The organism is Pedobacter foliorum (genome assembly GCF_013266735.1).
GTDB classification, from domain to species: Bacteria; Bacteroidota; Bacteroidia; order Sphingobacteriales; family Sphingobacteriaceae; genus Pedobacter; species Pedobacter foliorum.
The window spans coordinates 301,453-322,090 of sequence record NZ_JABSNU010000001.1 but is presented as its reverse complement, the minus strand read 5'-3'; the positions used below and the strand labels follow the sequence as shown (position 1 = coordinate 322,090).

The 20,638-nt window shown below is 38.4% G+C and carries 16 protein-coding genes; 4 read left to right on the top strand and 12 right to left on the bottom strand.

What is annotated here, in order from left to right; genetic code table 11:
* Positions 1–53: 53 nt before the first annotated feature.
* Positions 54–1,640 carry a M1 family metallopeptidase gene (locus tag HQN83_RS01410; protein ID WP_173087862.1) on the bottom strand — a complete coding sequence of 529 codons (1,587 nt, stop codon included), beginning with the start codon at positions 1,638–1,640 and terminating at the stop codon, positions 54–56.
* A 172-nt stretch (positions 1,641–1,812) separates the two neighbouring features.
* On the opposite strand from HQN83_RS01410, the gene HQN83_RS01405 reads away from it, so the two are divergent.
* Positions 1,813–2,340, top strand: a complete 528-nt coding sequence (locus HQN83_RS01405) for a superoxide dismutase family protein (RefSeq protein ID WP_173087860.1) — start codon at positions 1,813–1,815, stop codon at positions 2,338–2,340.
* Positions 2,341–2,390: 50 nt separating this feature from the next.
* On the opposite strand, the gene cfa is transcribed toward HQN83_RS01405, so the two are convergent.
* The gene (cfa, locus tag HQN83_RS01400; RefSeq protein WP_173087858.1) at positions 2,391–3,506 is read right to left on the bottom strand and encodes a cyclopropane fatty acyl phospholipid synthase; all 1,116 of its coding nucleotides are present in this window, start codon (positions 3,504–3,506) and stop codon (positions 2,391–2,393) included.
* Between the two features lie 166 nt (positions 3,507–3,672).
* On the opposite strand from cfa, the gene HQN83_RS01395 reads away from it, so the two are divergent.
* Positions 3,673–4,308, top strand: a complete 636-nt coding sequence (locus HQN83_RS01395) for a hypothetical protein (RefSeq protein WP_173087856.1) — start codon at positions 3,673–3,675, stop codon at positions 4,306–4,308.
* Positions 4,309–4,320: 12 nt separating this feature from the next.
* Positions 4,321–4,560, top strand: coding sequence for a hypothetical protein (locus tag HQN83_RS01390; RefSeq protein ID WP_173087854.1), 240 nt, complete (start codon positions 4,321–4,323; stop codon positions 4,558–4,560).
* Here the strand turns inward: HQN83_RS01390 and HQN83_RS01385 are convergent.
* The 8 genes from HQN83_RS01385 to HQN83_RS01350 form a co-directional block, all read right to left on the bottom strand.
* The gene (locus HQN83_RS01385; RefSeq protein ID WP_173087852.1) at positions 4,557–5,090 is read right to left on the bottom strand and encodes an RNA polymerase sigma factor; all 534 of its coding nucleotides are present in this window, start codon (positions 5,088–5,090) and stop codon (positions 4,557–4,559) included. The genes HQN83_RS01390 and HQN83_RS01385 overlap by 4 nt on opposite strands.
* Positions 5,091–5,226: 136 nt before the next feature.
* Entirely contained in the window at positions 5,227–5,415 is a 189-nt protein-coding gene (locus HQN83_RS01380; RefSeq protein ID WP_173087850.1) for a hypothetical protein, read from the bottom strand.
* Between the two features lie 66 nt (positions 5,416–5,481).
* Entirely contained in the window at positions 5,482–6,540 is a 1,059-nt protein-coding gene (locus tag HQN83_RS01375) for a UDP-glucose--hexose-1-phosphate uridylyltransferase (RefSeq protein WP_173087848.1), read from the bottom strand.
* A gap of 41 nt (positions 6,541–6,581) precedes the next feature.
* A complete protein-coding gene (locus HQN83_RS01370; RefSeq protein ID WP_173087846.1) occupies positions 6,582–8,792 on the bottom strand; it encodes an alpha-galactosidase in 2,211 nt (736 codons plus the stop codon).
* Positions 8,793–8,812: 20 nt separating this feature from the next.
* Positions 8,813–12,154 carry a DUF5107 domain-containing protein gene (locus HQN83_RS01365; protein WP_173087844.1) on the bottom strand — a complete coding sequence of 1,114 codons (3,342 nt, stop codon included), beginning with the start codon at positions 12,152–12,154 and terminating at the stop codon, positions 8,813–8,815.
* Positions 12,155–12,210: 56 nt separating this feature from the next.
* Entirely contained in the window at positions 12,211–13,557 is a 1,347-nt protein-coding gene (locus HQN83_RS01360) for a sugar porter family MFS transporter (RefSeq protein ID WP_173087842.1), read from the bottom strand.
* 60 nt (positions 13,558–13,617) lie between these two features.
* A complete protein-coding gene (locus HQN83_RS01355) occupies positions 13,618–15,564 on the bottom strand; it encodes a glycoside hydrolase family 97 protein (protein WP_173087840.1) in 1,947 nt (648 codons plus the stop codon).
* 1 nt (position 15,565) lies between these two features.
* Positions 15,566–16,591 (bottom strand): aldose epimerase family protein, encoded by a 1,026-nt coding sequence (locus HQN83_RS01350; RefSeq protein WP_173087838.1) that lies wholly within the window; start codon positions 16,589–16,591, stop codon positions 15,566–15,568.
* A gap of 175 nt (positions 16,592–16,766) precedes the next feature.
* Here HQN83_RS01350 and HQN83_RS01345 point away from each other — a divergent pair, with 175 nt between their 5' ends.
* Positions 16,767–17,654 carry an AraC family transcriptional regulator gene (locus HQN83_RS01345; protein ID WP_173087836.1) on the top strand — a complete coding sequence of 296 codons (888 nt, stop codon included), beginning with the start codon at positions 16,767–16,769 and terminating at the stop codon, positions 17,652–17,654.
* A gap of 3 nt (positions 17,655–17,657) precedes the next feature.
* Here the strand turns inward: HQN83_RS01345 and HQN83_RS01340 are convergent, their stop codons facing one another.
* Both HQN83_RS01340 and HQN83_RS01335 read right to left on the bottom strand, forming a co-directional pair.
* Positions 17,658–19,001, bottom strand: coding sequence for a deoxyguanosinetriphosphate triphosphohydrolase (locus tag HQN83_RS01340; protein WP_173087834.1), 1,344 nt, complete (start codon positions 18,999–19,001; stop codon positions 17,658–17,660).
* A gap of 21 nt (positions 19,002–19,022) precedes the next feature.
* Positions 19,023–20,615: an aldehyde dehydrogenase (NADP(+)) gene (locus HQN83_RS01335; RefSeq protein ID WP_173087832.1), complete on the bottom strand. Its 1,593-nt coding sequence runs from the start codon at positions 20,613–20,615 to the stop codon at positions 19,023–19,025.
* Positions 20,616–20,638: the final 23 nt, after the last annotated feature.

The window sequence follows — 20,638 nt, the reverse complement described above, 5'->3', positions numbered from 1 at the left end:
TATTACAGGAAACTGTCGGTAAATACCCTTTAATATTCGGTAAAACAATCTTCCTACTGCTCCATAAAGGAACCTTGTTTATTTAGCAACTCAAAATACTTATCCAGGTTTGTTCCTAAAGATTCTTCAAACGAAGCTTTTAAATCTTCCGGCTGTGGATGTTTATTTTTCCATTTATCAAAGTAATGCTTGAACGCAGCATCTATTTTATCCTTACCTACTGAAGATTCAAGAATATAAAGCCATAGTGCTGTTTTTACATAGGAAGTCATACTGTAATCATCAGAAGAAGTGAATTTGTCAGAAGGGGTTTCAATAGCCGACTTCATCGGAATACTGGCCATTGCGCTATAAGTACGCGCTAAAAATTCCTTTTCAGGTAATGCCTTCACCTCGGCGGGAATTGCATCCCCAAAAATTGAATTTGACCGGTATTTTTCCGCTTCATATCTGAACTGGAAATAAGTGTTTAAACCTTCGTCCAACCAGGTATGTTGCCTTTCATTACTTCCAAGCATGCTCATAAACCAGTTGTGGCCGATCTCATGCGCAATAACACCATCTAGGGACTCCTTTTTAGCATCGGGGCTGGTTATTAACGTGATGGTTGGATATTCCATACCGCCGCTTGCATTGTTTGCCGGGCCTTCGACCACCTGTACAACAGGATATTCATATTCACCAATCCAGTTGCTGTACTTTTTAACGGCATCTTTTGTGTAGTCGATACCATTAGTCCAAAGTGTTTCTTTTTTATTGTGATAATAATTAAAAGCATCTATTACTTTACCTGATGCCAGCTGTACAGTATCGTACTGAATCACAAAATTCTTATCCGCAAACCATGCAAAGTCTGGAACGCTGTCAATTCTATAGTTTAATTTCTTGGTGGCATTTTTACTTATAGGCTTGTAAACTGCAGCTTCACCTGTCCTATTGGCTACATTTTTTGCTCCGATACTTTTATATAAAGCAAGCTCATCAGCATTTTGCATTACTCCGGTTGCCCCAACAACATAATCAGCAGGAACTGTTATATTTACATTAAACGAAGCGTAGTCACTATAAAACTCCCCCATATCAAGATAAGGAAATTCATGCCATCCATTTTTATCAAAGACAGCAGGCTTAGGGTACCATTGACAAACCATAAATTCTCCATCAGCAAAGCCAGATCTCGAAAAATAGGAAGGTAATTTTACTTTAAAATCAGTAGTTATAGTAACCGAGTCACCTGGTTTTAAAGGTGATTTTAACTTTACTTTTAAGATGTCAATATATTGAGGATTAGGATGAGCTTCAGTTTCTGCTGTTTTGCCGTTTACCTTAAAATTCAGCCCCTCTATACTTCCGTAAGTATAATTCTCTAATTTTTTCACCCGGGATGTATCACTTTTTATTTGCTGGAACAATGCGGTCGATTCCTGCTTATAAGCGTTTGGCCATAAGTGAAACCAAATAAAGTTAAGTTCTGACGGCGAATTGTTTTTGTAAACTATCGTTTCAAAACCCTTTAACGATTTCTCTTTATCGTTAAGTGCAACATCAATATTATAACGTACGTGTTGTTGCCAGTACTTATCCTGTGCAAACGCTGTGCTGGTTAAACAAAAGAATAAAATTATAAGGTATTTTCTCATCGGTACACGGTCTCTTTTATATAAAATTTTAAATTTAGTACGCTGTTTTGATTTAGCAAGTACCTGCCACCTATAGCAAAAGTTAAACCAATTAACTGTCGATTTTAAAATTGTATAAAACTTAAAGCCCTGGGTTTTGTTCTATTTAGTAATTACCAATATAAATAGCAATATGAAAAATTATTTAGCAATTGCCCTTATCACTGTAATGGCATTCTTCACTTCATGTTCGGCCACAAAAGAAACTGTGGTAGCAGAAGCAAAATTGGCAACAACAGCTGATGCCAAGGATATCGGAACGGCAAAATTCTACAAGTTAAAAGATGGAAAAATGAGAATGGACCTGGAACTTAATTTTCCTGCAAGGGCGGATAGCACCGTAGCTGTACACTTTCACGAACATGGGGATTGCGGCGATATGGGAAACAATACTCATGGCCATTGGAATCCAACCAATGAAGCACATGGCAAGTGGGGTTCCGCGGCATATCACTCAGGAGATATCGGAAATATTCAATTGGACAGCAAAGGACATGGTTCTATTTCAGTCACTACTGACAGGTGGAGTATTGAAGAAAATGACGTAAAAAATATCATTAATCGTGGCATTATAGTTCATGGCGGAACAGATGACTATACAACCCAACCTACGGGGAATTCAGGACCTAGAGTGGGTTGCGGTGTAATTGTTAAACTGTAAAACATTCCCATTGAGTAGGAAGCGCTAATCCTCCTACTCAATTTTCAAATCTATCTCAGGGACTCATAAAGTTTAGTAAACGTAGGTTTTGTAAGTATAATTTGCCACAATTGGTTTTTTCCTGCTCTAAAGGATGCAGCACTTAAACTCAGATAGTAAACCCACATTCTATAAAATCTTTCTGAATAATGATGTTTTAAAGCGGCCCAGGCAGCTTTAAACCTACTAAGCCATTCCATTAGGGTTAAATCGTAATAGCGCCCAAAGTTGTGCCAATCTTGTAATATCAACTGCTGATCTATAGCCTTGCCTATTTGCTCCACTGAAGGCATCATGCCTCCCGGAAAAATATAGCGGTCTATCCATGGGTCGGTAGTTACATTATTTTCGTTACCCCCAATACAATGCAGCAAAAATATTCCATCGTCTTTTAAGCAGTTCTTTACCATCTGCATAAACACTGCATAGTTTTTATAGCCTACATGCTCAAACATTCCTATGGATACAATGCGGTCGTATTGACCAGTTAACAACCTATAATCTTGTATTAATATATCCACGGGGAGCCCCTGACAGCATTGTTTAGCTATTTCTGCCTGCTGACTGGAAATTGTAATTCCTGTAACTTTCACCTCATATCTCTGAGCTGCATATTGAGCAAAACCGCCCCAGCCACAACCAATATCTAGAACGGACATCCCAGCGCTTAGCTTAAGTTTTTTGCAAATCAATTCCAGCTTGTCTTCTTGAGCTTCATCCAGAGTTTCTGCTTTGGCCCAATAAGCACAAGAGTACATCATGTATTTATCTAGCATAGCCTCAAAAAGATCATTGCCAAGATCGTAGTGTTCCCGAGCAACATTAACTGACCTGGAAATGGTTTGCATGTTAAACAATTGTGCCTTTGCAGTTTGCCATTGCGCCTTAAGGCTTTTAGCTATTTGCTGTTCAATATCGATATTTAGCAATTGACATAAAAAATGATCAAGCTCAAAGCAGTCCCACCATCCATTCATGTACGATTCTCCCAATCCTAAAGAACCGTGGCGTAATACCTCATTGTAAAAACGATCATCATAAACCTGAATATCAAAGGCCTCCGTCCCATTTAGATGTATACCTGTTGGGAGTATTAACTCCTCTATGGTGGTTTGGTATCTGTTCATAGATTTAATCATTAAACTAACAGTGGTCCTGAATTTGCTTTCCAGATGTTAAACAAATGATACCGGTATGTGGTTTAGAAAATAATAAAGTGATAAGAATTTTGCGATAAATTATTACAACCAAATCGATTATAGATTGTTATAGGAGTACAGAAACTTATAAAACATGAAAAAAATATTGCTTCCCGGCACAATAGTAATGGTCCTGCTATTTGCCATTTTGTTAAATGCTTGTAACAGCACAAAGATCATTTCATCGTGGGCTGATCCTCAGGGAACAATAGAAAAGTCCAATAAAGTACTTGTAATAGGCTTAATGGGTGCCAAAGATAGAAGCCTAAAGGAAAATGTAGAGAATGTAACGGTACAAAATCTACAGGCACATGGCATCAATGCGGGCTCCGCGCTCGCTGAATATGGACCAAAAGCTTTTGAAGGCTTAAGTGAAGCTCAGGCTTTAATGAAAATAAAAAATAAAGGATACGATGGCACGTTTACCATTGCGTTGTTAGATAAAACAAAAGAAAAAAGCTACAATCCGGGTGCTGTTACTTATTGGCCCAGAACCTATCGTTTTTGGGGATACTACCATACCATGTATGCTAGAGTATATGAACCGGGTTATTATACAGTAACGAATAAATTCATACTTGAGGCCAATTTTTATAGCTTAGACAGTGAGAAGTTGATTTACTCCGTTCAAACTAAATCACTAGATCCATCTAGTCCTCAAGCCCTTGCCACAGATTTCAACAAACGATTATTTGAAGATATGATCAAAAAAGGAGTAATTAAACAATAGGAGGATATCATCATGAGAACATTTCCAGTTAGATTTAGGAAAGCGAGTATGGAACTGGATGTACTTGTAACTTCATCAGATAATTGCCAGAAATTTAAGATAGAGATGGTTACAGGTGAGCCAGACCCAATTGTGCTTAATAAAACTAACGGGAAATGGACTATAGAACAACCTGGTTCACGACATTTACCTCCTGAAGGTTATGCGGATTTGGAAAATGCTATAGATACTTATTTGAAGAAGAATCCTTAACTATTGTAGCTCTTACCGGCAAATTCCTGAGTATACATTTTAAGATTCTTTTTCAGTATACCTCTTGCCATATGTATTCTGGTTTTTACCGTACCAATGGGAACATGAAGCATTTCTGATATTTCATGGTATTTAAACCCTTCAAAGTATTTAACAAAAGGGGTTAAATATTCCGGCTGAAGCTTTTTCATTGCATTGTGAATATCCTCCATCATGAATTTATTCTCACCCGTATTACCCGTTGCGCTGTTTTGGAGTTGAGATACCGGAATTTCTTCATGCGTAGAAATGAATGACCTTGTCTTTACGCCTCTTCTATAACTATTTATGAAAGTATTTTTCATAATAGTATACAACCACCCTCTAAAATTTGTACCATCCCTGAATTTTCTGGAGTAGCGCATTGCTTTAAGCAAGGTATCCTGAACCAGGTCATTAGCATCCTCATAATCTTGCGTGAATTTGAAAGCGAAAACTTCAAGCGCGCCTTGATTAAGGCTAAGTTGGTGGTTGAAATCAGTAGTATTCATTGTAGGAATGATTTAAGAGGGTGACTACTATTTAATTCATTGTAACGAAATATTTGAGTGTGAATAATATACGTCAAAATACGTACCAAAACCAATGTAACTCCTTGGTTTTTAAAAACTTCGGATTTACCTAATTCTAATCGTGATCAAGGAATTCCATTCCTAAAGGCGTTATGGATGCTGAATGCTGTACGCTATGCCTGTTGATTGTTATAAAACCCAGCTCTTCAAGTTCTTCATACTGTTCTTCCATTCCGCCCAGTATTGAAGAACTTACTTGCTGGTCAATAATCTCTAGTAGTGATTTGATATCTTCCTTTTCCATGGTTAGTACAATTATAGATTTCCTTAAACATCTACTTAAAGTTACTAAAAACCATTTGTTTTTTTATTAGGAAATATTTTTGTTTTTATAATGAATTTCTGGTTGATTTCTAAGGGTTTCGGCAGCTGCTTCAGGTGTAATGTCACGCTGTGCATTGCCTAACATTTCATACCCTACCATAAATTTCTTGATGGTTGCTGAACGCAAAAGTGGTGGATAGAAGTGCATATGCCAATGCCACTCTGCATGGTCGCCATCATTTACCGGCATTTGGTGCATTCCTGCCGAATAAGGAAATGAAACCTGAAAAAGGTTGTCGTACCTTACTGTTAAGTTTTTAAGTGCTGCAGCCAGGTCTAATTGCTCCTCCTCTGTAAACTCCAGTACGCTTCTTACCTGTCTTTTGCTAATGATCATGGTTTCGTAAGGCCACACTGCCCAAAAAGGAACCAGCACCACAAAGTTGTCGTTTTCAAAAACGATTCTCTTTTTCTCCTTTAATTCTACTTTAAGGTAGTCAGTCAATAAGCTTCTTCCGTTTACCTGAAAGTACTTCTTCTGGTTAACGGTCTCTTTATGAATCTCAAGCGGAATACTATTTTGCGCCCAAATCTGGCCATGAGGATGCGGGTTACTGCATCCCATAATATCTCCTTTATTCTCAAATATTTGTATGTGCTTAATTGCAGGGTTCTCGCTCAAGGTCTTAAATTCTTGAGCCCATAGCGCTATGATTCCTTTTATTGCCGAAATTTCGAGCTCAGCAAGGGTTAAATCGTGACGTGGAGAAAATGCAATCACCCTGCAAACTCCTGACTGACTTTCGGCTTTGAGCAAGCCATCAATTGAGATTTCTCCAACCGGAGTATCTGGCAATAACGCTGAATAATCGTTTGTAAAAGCAAAGTTGGTGGTGTAATCAGGATTTTTGCTTCCATCAGCCCTTTCATTACCGGCGCATAGATAACAAACCGGGTCATGTTGTGGTCGGTTGTCGGCAGGCAGGGATTCTACCTTCCCCTGCCATGGACGTTTTGTACGGTGCGGAGAAACTAAAACCCATTCTCCTGTTAAAATATTTAATCGCGTGTGCGGATGTTCATTTAAATCAAAACTGGTACTCATTATGGTGTTTATTCGATGTAATTTGTTTGGTTATGGCTAATTTACCTGGCTTCTTCTATTTTTAATATTACACTGGCTCTCGACGAATTTACATCAGGATTGAATCCAATCTTCATTAAGAAATCCCCGGTGTAAACCTTGTTCTTATCTATTGATGATGTAGTGCCAGGATAAAGGTTGATCTCTTCAATTTTGTATTTCTTAGCGGCATCAAGTCCTTTTAATAAAATCGGCAGACTGCTGTTTACGCCATATCTGTAGCTTACCAGGTAATTAAAGATCACACCCGAAGATTTGCTTTCATTGATATAGGCCATTGAAGCAACACTTGATTCTTTAGGGTTTGATAAACGATACTGATCGCCTTGCCATATAATTGATTTGATACCATTGTAGGTTGTAATGGCATTTTGGCAATATTTAAGATCGTCGTCTTTTAAATGACTAACTACAATATCAAAGCCTAATTTACCCATCATAGCAACATCTGTACGGAATTTGATCGGTTGTTTGCCCCAATCAGTTACGTGATTTGAACTTGCTATTGCAGGATAGAAATAAGAATATTCCCACTGCATAAAAATACGCTCAAGAGGATCTGTATTGTCACTTGGCCAGAACTCAGTGAAGTATTGCAAAGCAGCATAATCTACCCTACCACCACCACCAGAACAAAGCATCATTGGTACTTTAGGATACTTAGCTCTAATTCTCTCTAAAACTTTATACAAACCTCGTACATACTCTATATAAAAGTGTGATTGGTTTTTAAGTGTAGCAGAATGGGCGTTGTAAATAACCGCATTACAATCCCATTTAATATAAGCCAATTCAGGGTTTTTGGTGAAAAGATCATCAACCACACCATAAACAAAGTCCTGAACTTTAGGGTTAGTTAAATCAAGGACCAATTGGTTTCTGAAATAGTACTCCTCTCTTTTAGGTTGTTTAATTACCCAATCAGGATGTTTCTCATACAATTGGCTTTTAGGATTAACCATTTCAGGCTCGATCCAGATCCCAAATTTAACACTGTTATTCTGAGCTTCTTTTACTAAAGATGATATTCCATTAGGAAGTTTTTCTTTGTTTTCTTCCCAGTCGCCTAATCCAGCAACATCACCATTACGAGGATATTTGTTTGCAAACCATCCATCGTCTAATAAAAACAGGTCTACACCTAATTTTTTAGTGTCTTTTAAAAGGCCGGCAAGTTTGGTTTCGTTAAAGTCGAAATAGGTAGCTTCCCAGTTGTTCAATAAGGTTAATCTTGTGCCCTTTCCATCAAGTAGTTTGTAATTTCTGGCCCAGTTTTGCAGGTTTCTGCTCGCTACACCTTTACCCTGATTAGATAATGTATACAAGAAAACAGGAGTAACAAATTCTTCATTTGGCTTAAGTGTATAAGGTGAAGCATAATTGTTTATACCTGAAATAATACGAAGATTATCCTGATAGTCCACTTCTAAATCAGTACGGAAGTTTCCGCTGTACGCTAAAGCACCAAATAATACTGTACCCTCATCTTCCGTAGCAGGTTTGTTTACCGATACCATAAATACCGATGGCTGGAAAAGGTTAGCTCTTGTACCTAACTTAGTATCCAAAGTTTTGATGCCATGGGTAAGTTTCGATTCTTCTGACTGCATTTCTTTAGCCCAATCCCCATGGTATTGGTTCAAGTAATAACTTGCTCCCTTTACGTGAAGATTTGCTGAAGCATATTTATGTAGTGTTACATTGCCTTTTTCGCCATGTTTAATTGATGACCATTGCTCTACTACATCTTCTTTATAATAGGTTTTATAATAAAGTGTAACTGTAAAATTGTAGGCTGGGTCTTTTAAGATGATGCTTAATAAGGATACGTCATCACTTATTTTCTTTACATCATGACTGACATATTTTAAATCTAAAGAGTTGTTGCCATCTGCATGAGTAACCGTTATAGCTGGTTCTAATAAATTTCGTGAACCTGATGAGGTATATGCAGAATTAAGCATCCCCGTGTAATCCGGAGCTTGCTTAAATACACTCATTACCTGACCATACTCGCTGCTATTGGATAGTTTTTTACCAAAATATACTGTTCCTAAATCTTTATTCGCATCTGCCTGTAGTATTAAGGCATTATTCTGTGTTTCAATTGGGATAATGGTTTGTGCTGTTAGCCTGTCGGGGCTTAAGAATAGACTCGCTGAAAGCACTGCAACCGATGCGTAGGCGGGAATTGAGGGTAACTTTAGTCTCATGTTTTAAAAAATATTTGGTGTTAGGTTGTATAATTAAAATGCTGCTTAACCATATCTAGATGAAGCTTTGCTCCCAGATGCTCTGCATCAAGTTCAAGGGCTTTTAATAGTGCGTCGCTGGCATTTTCAAATTTTGCAAGGCCAAGATAACCTAAACCTTGCAGAAAATAGCAATGAACTTTATTTCTAATGTCAAGATCATCTTCAAATATCAATAGGTTTGGTAGCGATACAGCAAAGTAATCGATCTTTATCACGTCATTAATATGCTGACTGCCATAGTCTATAAGTTTGTTAAAAATCTTTTCGGCTTTAGCTGTATTACCTATTTTTTTCCAGGCTAATCCCTGATAAAAAATCTTGTCAGGTTGCTGATCGTTGTAAAACATAGCAGCCGAAGGTTCATCAAGACCTTTTGTGGTTTTATCAAAATAGTCATTGGCATTTTTCTGGTCATTTAAGCCTTCGTATGCACAACCTAACCAATAGAATATGTCGTTTTCCTGTGCTCCATAAAGCTTTCCTTCACCCAGGTTATGAGGATAAGTTTGAGCCTCTTTTAATAAGACAATAGCCTCTTTATAAGAATCCTGTTGTATCTTCTCTTTTGCAAGCTCGATCAGACTGCATACATATTGACCTGAAGCTTTACCTTCCCCTCCTTCCCAAGGATGAAATTTATGCTGCATCAACAACCTTAGTGCTTGCTCATTCTCGCCAAGGAAATTATAAATTGAAACTAAATCCAGGTATACGTCATCTCTTTGAAGTGCAACTTCCTTATTCTTGTCCAAAAAGCTTAAACGCTCCTGTGGACTTTTGTTTAATCTCTTATAAAGCTGATGAAGCTCCATACACAAACGATCATCCTGAGGATCTAATTCAAAGGCTTTTTCGAAGCAAGCTAAAGCTTGCTCCTCATTGTTCTGCTTATTAAAGTAAGCTATCCCAAGGTTTCTTAATGCAGTTGGAAAATTACCATCTAATTGAACAGAAGCTTCCCAATAGGCGATTGCCTCTTGATACTGACGCTTGTCATAAAACAGATTTCCTAGATAATAAGGTGCTTTTGAATCTTCAGGATTTAGATCGATAGCAGTCCTCAGCACTTTTATTTCCTGTAACCTGTTTGGGAAACAAAGGTAGGAATCAGCTGCAGCTGCAGTTTTAAAGTTATGAATTGCTTGTTCGTTTTCAGCTAACCTGAAGTTGAAATACCCTAGATAATAATAAACTAAAGGGTTTGTCTCTGCTCCTTTTATGACATAAGAAAGTAAATCTATAGCTTCTTTAAATAACCCGGCTTCCGCATAATCTATTGAATATTCAATGAAGTTTTGTTCATTAGCTCTGGCTAAGGTAAGCAGTTCTTTCAAATAGCTTTCTTCATTCTGGCCATCATTTAACAACCTGTAAACACATACTTTTTCAAATAGCGCACCTAAGTTAAAGGCGTCTTTTTCAAGAGCAAGATCAGTTGTTCGGATGGAAAGATCTGCCTGATTTAGCTTTCTATGTGCTGCAGATTTGATCACATAGGCCTTACTATTATTGGCATTATTATCTATAGACTGGTTAATGTGATCTAAAGAAAGTTCATAGTTTTCTTTAATCATATCAATCTGTGCTACTGAAAAATAAGCGCTGTCTTTGTAAGCTTTATTCCAGGTGGATTTATAAAATACTTTATAGGCTTCTTCCAGTTTATCTTGAAACTTAAGACAAAGCCCCAGGTTATAGTATGCTTCGCAATCGTAAGGATTTGGATTTCGCTCAATGCTCGTTTCTATGGCTTTACGGAAATAAGGTTCGCTTTTTTCAAACTGACCTCTTCTTAAATACCAAAGTCCAAGCGCGTTGTTATTTCTTATATCTCCTGGCTCTCTTTCAAGTGCTTTTTCATAATATGGAACGGGACTATAAGTCGCATGTCTGTATTGTTCTAAATGCTGTCCGGTTAAAAACAATTGTTCGTTACTTGTAATTTCATCAGGGGCCATTGCAGGTTTTGCAGGTTCCGGAATCTCGTTAACCTTATTTTTTGAAGGCTCATATCGCAGTAATTCATGTCCCTTTGCATTATTGATAATGAGCAATAATTCATTCTCGTTAAAGCTGTTGTCAACCTCTATTTCCCTTATATATACTTCTAAAGGAGTTATTGTTGCTACTGCTTCAAAAAAGCTTTTGTTACCGTAGCTGAGCTTTATAGCCAAGTCGCGCTGTACAGACGTTACCTGAATTTTTAATTCAACTATATTGTCTTTCTTGCTAATTGACAATAGAATATCCTTACTTGCATTCTTAATCACCCCTAATTCACGGTAAGGCATAAAATATTGCGTAAACGATTTTTCTTCGTTAGGCATCAGCCAGGTAAAATCGGGCTGATTATCAGTAAACATACCCGTCATCAATTCAATGTAAGGGCCGTCTTCATCTGTGAGGTTCCGATCCCAGGCTACCCCAAAATCGCTATGCCCCCAGGTCCATTGCTTTTTGCCTGGCGAAACATGATGATTTGCCACGTGCAATAAACCTCCTTTACTATCATGCTCATACCCCCCTACAAAATCGTAATCAGAGTTAATGGCCATGTAAGAAGTTGGTACCGGAATGTTTTTGTACATCGATATGTCAGTACCAGGAGAATAATCTACTTTATAATATGTTCCCCTAGCAACTGGAAAGGTTGAGACATCTCGTTTTCCATGGTCAAAAACAGCATTTACATCTGGTGGAAAAACAGACTGGTAATAATCATTCACCTTTACTGCCGGATTAGCCCACCATAAAAACGTTTGAGGTAATGCTGATCTGTTTAACAGCTTGGCTTTAATTTCTATGTATGCCTTATCCGGATGAAGGGTAAAACCTGCCATTCCTTTGGTATGGAACATCTGCTCGACCTCGTTAACCCAGACAGTTTTACTGCCATCGCTATTTTCTTCTATCTTATAATCAATGGCATTAAAAGTAGTGGGTCTATGATGCTGAGGCCAGTTGAACTCAATCCCACCAGAAATCCATGGGCCTGTTAAACCCACCAAGGCGGGCTTGATTACCTGATTGTAATAAATGAAATGCCTTTCTTTTATCTTATCGTAGGCCATTTGAATCCGTCCTCCAAGTTCCGGAAGGATCATCATTTTGATATAGTCGTTTTCCAGAAATAGGCCTACATATTCTTTATCAGTCTTTTCATCAAGTATTTTTTCTACAACCGGATTAGGATAAACCGCGCCACTACTTCCCTGATAAATTCTCTTTTCAAAGAACATAGGGTTTTTATTCGGCTTGCCGGTACCATAAGTTGGTATGGTAACTTTTTCTTCCCAAACGCTTACGCTCATGCTTTTCATTAGAAATGATTTTTGTAATTATATTATTGATTGTTGTTATCTCAGATCGCTTTTCGCTAATGTCTTGCGAAGTTTCCTTCAAGTTCTTCCAATGTTTGTCCCTTTGTTTCTTTAACTCTCTTATTGATAAACAGGAAGCCTAAGAAGCAAATGCCAGCATACAAATAGAATGGGCCAAACGTACCAAGCTTCTTAGCTAATATCGGAAAGGTGAACACAAGGATAAAGTAAGCTCCCCACAAGGAGATAATAGCCACAGAAGAAGCTGCACCGCGTATTTTGTTAGGGAAAATCTCTGAAATCAGCACCCAGGTAACCGGAGCCAATGAGATTGCATACATGCTAATTGCCAGCAATACGAAAATAGAAACAAGACTTGCCGGAAACTGATTCTGAAGCAAAAATGCCAGAATAATATACACAATTGACAAACCTAACGATCCGATAAGCATGAGTGGCTTTCTACCTAACTTATCAACCTGCCACATCGCTAACAAAGTAAACACAAGGTTTACGGCACCAATAGCTACGGTTTCAAACAATTGTCTGTCGAGGTTTGCTCCAACGGATTCAAATATAGTTGAGGTATAGTTGAACACTACATTAATGCCGCATAGTTGTTGAAACACGGCCAGTATTATACCCACAACAACTGCCGGACGTACACTTTTCTCAAACACCGCTTTATACGATTGTTTTTTAACCCCAACCAAGGATTTTTCTATGTCAGAAAATGTAGAGGTTACAAAAGATCCCGAACCTAGTTTTAACAAAACTGCTTTGGCTTTTTCAGGATGCCCAGCCTTAACCAGCCACCTTGGGCTTTCCGGTAACCACAATACCCCTATTAGAAATATTACGGATGGAACTACGCCTAATCCAAACATCCAGCGCCATGCGTCTGGTCCTGAATCTGCCAGGAAATAATTAACCAGGTTGGTTATCAAAATACCAATTACTACTGTTAATTGGTTAATTGCTACGTTACGACCTCTTACGTTGGCAGGTGAAATTTCAGCAATATACATTGGACACAGCATGGAGGCCATACCAACCCCTATACCTGCGATAAACCGCATGACAACAAACAGGGTTAAGCTCGATGCAAAAGCGATACCTATTGAAGATAGTGCAAAAATTAATGCTGCTATCATTAAACCAGGCTTGCGACCATAGCGGTCAGCAATATTTCCTGCGAACAAACAGCCGAGGATGCAGCCCAGGGCAAGTGACCCGGTTAGAAAACCTTCCCACCATGCATCAAGCATGAATTGAGTTCTTAAAAAGGGCAATGCACCAGATATTACTGCAAAATCGAACCCAAACAAGTAACCCCCCAGGGCTGAAATGAAGGATATACCGATGATGTATTTGTGATTAAAGATTAGTTTTTCAGTGTTCATTTAGGTTAATAATTTGGTTGGTTAAAATTGTCTATTATATCGCTACAGTCAAATAGATTATTATTTCTTAAAGATGGACTTTTCTATCATTAATACTGCACCACCACCGGATGAAAGTTTAAGCTCCATTTTCATCCTATTGTTTACCGTAATCGTTTTAAGATCATAATGTGTCGCATTCACGTTTGCATCTGTAGCATCGGTATAGATTTGAGCTGTATAATTTACTCCTGGTTCTAAAAATCCAAAATCCAGCTTAATATTTCTTTCTGTCCAGTTGGTCATGGCTCCAACATACCACCTATCTCCTTTTCTTTTGGCCATCAGTGCATATTCAGTTAATTTGGCATCTAATACTTTAGTTTCATCTGCTACTGTTGGTACTGCCGATAGAAACTTCATCGTCTCCGGCGATTGCTTATATGCTGTAGGTGAATCTGCCAGCATAGCAAATGGCTGATCGTAAATTACGAACATCGCAAGCTCATGACAGCGTGTGCCTTGACCAGATGGTAAGCCCGGGTCTATCGGCTTAAACTCGGCTTTGGTCTTGTTACGCATTGCTCCTGGTGTATAATCAAACGGTCCGGCAAGCATCCTGAGAAAAGGAATAATCAAATGATGATCAGGATTTATGGTATAATCCCACTTATCTGATTCGGCGCCCCTCACGGCTTCATAATTTACGATATTTGGATATGTTTTTTCCAGACCCGTGGGCTTACTGCAGCCATGAAAATTAACCATTAGTTTTCTTTTTGCTGCTTCTTTTGCGATCAACTCTATCCATTGTATTGCTTCCTGATCGTCGCGATCAAAAAAATCCACTTTAATACCTGCGGCGCCTATGGAATTCAGAAAATCCAGATTTCCATTGAGATCTTTTAATAATGTTGATGCTACACACCATAAAAATACCCCGACACGTTTTTCTTTTGCCCTTTTAATTACTCCTTTCACATCTAATTTGGGGTTCACCTTAGTTAGGTTGTAATTATCGGACCAGCCGGCATCTATCATTAAGTACTCCAGCTTGTGGTTTGCGGCGAAGTCAACATAGTAGTTATAAAGGTCAGTATTTCTATTGTCCATGCCGGAAGGAATACCAGCGCCCGGCAACATGGCATCATGCCACCATTCCCAGGCAGCCTTTCCCGGTTTAATCCAATCTGTATGCATAACTACTGAAGGACGGGCGAGCTTGCGAACCAGGTGATTATTTAACAATTCCTTGTCGTCCTCAGTTACTATAATTACTCTCCAGGGAAAAGACCTTTCTCCATTCGTTCTGGCAAGGTATGCCCCCCTTTCTTTTACTACCGATACAAAGTCCCCCCAACTTCCCATCACTGTTTTGGTCGGATATTTTGCCCAATCCCCGATATAACCGTTCGATTGTTTTTGGATGTACATACCCGGATAAGCAAATAAGTCAGCTTCAGCGATTACTACTTTTATACCTTTTTCTTTATAATCGAAAAGTGCTGGAGTAGTCGCTCTCTTGCCTTCAGAAATTTCTGCTGTTGATGGATAACTGAGATACGGTCCTTCCCAACTCGTATAATTATCAGTCTCTTGAACTATTGCTGCAGGTGAGCCAACGATGTTAAATGTGGCCTTCTCGCCAAGAACCTGTATAGAATCCTTAATGCTTGTTACAAAACGATAAGCAATACCTTCATTGTATGCTCTAAAGATCAGCGAATAATCCTTATCGAAAAAATAAACAGCCAGTTCATTAAATTCTCCGGACTTCAATGAATGTATTTCTTTAACTACTGGTGTTTTACCAAGTGTTTTGTTTTGCAACACCATAGCAATGGCAGAAGGAAGAATTATATTTGAGTTTTTGTAGGATATAGAATATGTAGTACTGTCCCCAAAACATAATTTCACTTTTAAAGCCTTATTTGGAGAGAATAACTGATAGGTTTTGTTTTTTGCAAATGCTCCTGTCGACAGGTAAAAAGTTAAAGACAGGATTGCTGCTATGGAGCTTATTCTCATATTATTTATGTTCTGTACTGAATTTATAAGTGATACTTTCCTGGTAGATACGGCCAGGATGAAGTATTGTTGAAGGAAAATCTGGTTGATTTGGACTATCCGGATAATATTGACATTCTAAGCAAAGTCCGTCAAATGCTTTGTAAGGTACGCCCAAGTGACCGGGATGCTTAGTCCTAAGGTAGTCTCCGGTATACAGCATTAATCCTGGATATGTGGTGTAAATCTCTAATAATCGCCCTGACTCAGGATCTCTTAATGTGGCTGCCTTTTCTCTACCATTTAGAACATAACATATATTCAATCCTTTTGGCTTATTCAGATAGTCGCTTATTCTGTCCGCTATTTTAGTATTTTTAAATTCAAGATCACCCGCAGCTACTATTGCACCGGTAGGTATAAAATCGTCGGTAGCTTCCACCATTAAGGCAGCATCAATGGTGAGCTCATGATTGAATAAATTACCACTACCTCCGGACAAATTAAAGTAGTTGTGATTTGTGATATTGACAATTGTTTTCTTGTCCGTCTCTGCAGTATAACTGATTAAAAGTTCATTCAAATCTGTCCATTGATAACACACCGTTAGTAAAAGATTTCCAGGATACCCTCCGTCACCATCCTTGCTTAATAGGCTAAGTATTAACTTATCATCTTCTATAGCATAATCAAACACTTTACCATTAAATCCGGCCGATGCACTATGATTCGAATTGCCATTGTCGTTTGCTTCGAGTTTATACCTGACCTCGTCAATACTAAATGTTGCTTTAGAAATCCTGTTGGCAAATCTGCCTACGGTTGACCCCAAGTAGCAATCATCATCAATATAGCCTTGCAGTTCTGGGAAGCCCAAAATAACATTAGCCATTGTAGCGTTCTTGTCAGGCACCACCATTGAAACAATTGTAGCTCCATAGTTGGTCAATTCTACAAAAGCCCCACTCTTATTCTTTATCTTAAAAAGATAGATGTTCTGATCACTAAAGTTCCCCCAGAGTTTTCTTGATATCCTGCTGTTTACCACCTTTACGACGTAATTATTTGATTAACCTGTTCCATTTATATTAGTTAAGGATAAACTTACGTCGAATTTGGAAGCTATAAATGGACTAACTAAAATGAATAATGGATAATGTTATCATAACTGAAGTGTTACAAACTGCAAAATTAATTACATTTATTATACCTTAGTATTTAATATGACGGAAGAAAAAAAGAAAATTAAGGAAGGTTTTTTAGGACAGAAAATGATCGTCCTTACTCCAAATATCAGGAAAAGCATCAAGGATAATCCGCTGATTAATTCTTTTTATCTAACCGCAATAGGCTACTATCCACATGCTTTAGGGCATGATCGGGAAAGAAAAACAGGTTCAGCTGAGTTTATCCTACTATACTGTATTGATGGAGAAGGCACAGTTGAGCTAGATCATAATACCTACGCACTCACAGCAAATACATTTTTCATCATTCCTAAAGATGTATCTCACAGGTACTTTAGTTCATTAAAAAATCCATGGAGTATATACTGGATGCATTTTAGTGGTGTTAATTCAAGAATGATTTATGAACGTTCTCTCGTTGAGGGTCATCCTAAGGTACATTCAATCCCTTTTGAGCAAGACAGAATTAATATCTTCAATCAAATCTACACCATGCTCGAGGAAAGTTTTGGAACAAAAGAAATGGAGATCATGAACTTTAGATTACTCTATTTTGTAACCTCGCTAATTTACTACAAAGAGATAAACCCTTCCGTATATAATAAAGATGCTGTAAGTAACTCGATTTCATTTATGAAAGATAATCTTGATAAAAAACTTACAGTCAATCAGCTTGCTGACCAGCAAAAGATTTCCTTATCACATTACTTAAGGATATTTAAGCAAAAAACCGGTATCTCACCAATTGTCTATTACAACCAGCTTAAAATACAACATTCCTGTCAATACCTGTATTTTACAGATAAAAGCATTAAAGAGATTTGCTCATTGATAGGCATTGACGACCAATACTATTTTTCACGGTTATTTAGCAAGCTCATTGGCACATCTCCATCCGACTATAGGAAGAAACATAAAAAATAGTCATCAGCTCATAGAAGGAAAAGATATTCCCTTGATTTTTCTAAACAACTCTACCGCATAGATGTCAGTCATTCCGGAGACAAAATCAAGTACACTCTGGATTTTAGAATAAACATCATCTTTCTGTGTTAAAAATTGCTTTGGTATCAATTCAACAAGTTTCCTATGGTATTTTGATTCATTTTGTAAATACGCAGGAATAAACTCTTCCAAAAGCCCACCCATCACCTGATAACCTGCAACTTCAATCTGTACCACAGATGAATAATTGTAGATTTTCCTGATGGAAATCCTTTCTATTTCTTTCATTACAGCTAAAAATGGCTCTTCAATTGCATCCATCAGGCTTTTATTGAAATCACCACTTAATATAGCATCCTGTTCCTGGTAAAACACATTCGAGCATTGCCATATCAGTGTGCTGATCGATTTTGCTCTCATCAAGGTGATTTTTGCATCATCGTCTTCCATTTCAGCTAATCTGGATGGCATTTTGGCATCATTACATAAAGGCAAAAGCAATGTTTCTACTTCTTTGTAGGAAAGTATTTTTAAACGGTGTGCATCTTCAAGATCGATGATGTTGTAGCAAATATCATCCGCAGCCTCAACTAAATATACCAATGGGTGGCGCTTGTAAATCAACGGTGATTCCTGAACCTTAATCAGGTCCATCTCTAGGGCTATCTTCTCAAATCCGCTTTGCTCCGACTGAAAGAACCCGTATTTCTTAGTGTAAATGTTCTTTTTATTGTGTCCGGCAATTGATGCACAGGGATACTTAGCAATGGCTGCAAGGGTTGAGTAGGTTAATGCAAAGCCTCCTGTCCCCTTTCCGGCAAAGGGATGGGTTAATATTCTTAACGCATTGGCATTTCCTTCAAAGTGGATCAAATCCTCCCATTGGGCTTCATTTACCTGCTGCTGATATACTTTACCATCGCCATCACTAAAATAATGAGATATAGCCGACTCTCCGGAATGGCCAAAAGCCGGGTTTCCTAAATCATGGGCCAGACAAGCTGAAGCTACAATGTTTCCTATTTCACAAAGCAAGGGGCATGTTTCATCGATATTTGCGTCTCCATCTTTTATTCTATTGTAAAAGATGGTGCCCAATGAGCGCCCAACACTTGCTACTTCTAGGCTGTGCGTAAGCCGGTTATGGACAAACACACTGCCCGGCAATGGAAATACCTGGGTTTTGTTTTGTAATCTTCTAAATGGCGAAGAAAAGATGATCCTGTCGTAATCCCTTTGAAACTCTGACCGAGCTTCTTTCTGATTGCCAATAAACCTATCTTCATTTCCCCATCGTTTTGATGACAGTAACTTTTCCCAATTCATAACTTAAAAATAAGCGCGAAGTTAAGGTATTAAATCAGTTTTCCATGCTCCATCTATCAACCTCAAAATACTCAATGGGTTACTGTTTTGCAAGGCCTCTGGAAGTAATTCATCTGGAATATCCTGATAGGATACCGGTCTTAAAAAACGATAAATAGCTGCAGTACCTACTGAGGTTGATCTCCCGTCTGTAGTTGAAGGAAAAGGTCCGCCATGTTGCATGGAATGGCAAACTTCTACGCCTGTTGGGAAACCATTATAGATAACACGACCAGCTTTTTGAGTGATAATATCAATTATTGGGATTAAGTTGTTTTTGTCAGCTGGTCCTGCATGTACTGTCGCTGTAAGTTGCCCATCCAGTTGATTTAGAACCTGATGAAGTTGCACGGTATCCTTTGTCAATACAAAAAGAGTTGCCGGTCCAAAAACCTCTTCAGTCAACTCCTTATTGGAAAGAAAGTCTTCTGCAGAAACTGTAAATGCCATTGGTCTGGCTTCATTTCTATTGCCATCCGCGGCCTTTGAACCTTGAGCCAAAACACGAACTCCATTAATCTTTTTTGCTGCTTCCAGGCCCTTCCCATAAGATTCGCAAATATTCCTGTTTAGCATTGTTGCAGGTTCAGTCGCACTTAAATGTTGCACAAAGTGGTTCAAAAAAGCCTTACTTGCTTCGCTTTCAATCAGTATTACCAATCCAGGGTTAGTGCAAAACTGACCTGCCCCCATGGTTACAGAGCCGGCTAATCCCTTCGCAATTGCTTCTCCTTTGACTTTCAATGCTTCTTCCATTAAAATAACCGGATTTATAGCGCTCATTTCGGCATATACAGGAATGGGCTCAGCTCTGTTAACTGCTGCAGTATAAAGTATCATCCCTACTTTTCTGGATCCTGTAAAACCTACAGCCTTTATTACCGGATGCTGGACAAGCTTTACCGATTGATCATTAGTAAGATTTAAGGCAGAGAATACACCTTCTGGCATTTGGGTTCTTTGAGCAGCTTTAATGATTGCAGATGAGATCAACTCACTTGTACCAGGGTGTGAAGGATGCGCCTTAACAATCACAGGACATCCTGCGGCAAGTGCAGAAGCAGTATCTCCGCCGGCAGTAGAGAAAGCCAAAGGGAAGTTACTGGCACCATAAACTGCTATAGGGCCAATTGGAATAAGCATTCTTCTGATGTCAGACTTTGGCAAAGGAGCCCTTTCAGGTTGTGCGGTATCAATTCTTGCATCTACATACCAGCCATCACGAAGCAACTGAGCAAACATCTTTAGCTGACCACAGGTACGACCTCTTTCACCGGTTATTCTTCCTACTGGTAAGCCTGATTCTGCAACCGCTCTTGCTATTAATAACTCATCAAGTGCCATTATTTCATCAGCAATCGCCTCTAAAAATTCTGCCCGCTGCTTAGTAGAAGTGTTTTTATAATTTACAAAGGCATTTTGTGCCAACTTTAACGCTTGTTCAAACTCAGTTTCTGTAGCATAAATAAACCTTTCGGGCATTAACACATTCCCTGCAGGGTCAGAAGCCTGAAAGCTGTCTTTACCTTTACTACCACGAATATTTCCAATAAAATTCTCACCTGTTATAGACATAATTCTTTCTAAAATTTAAAGCT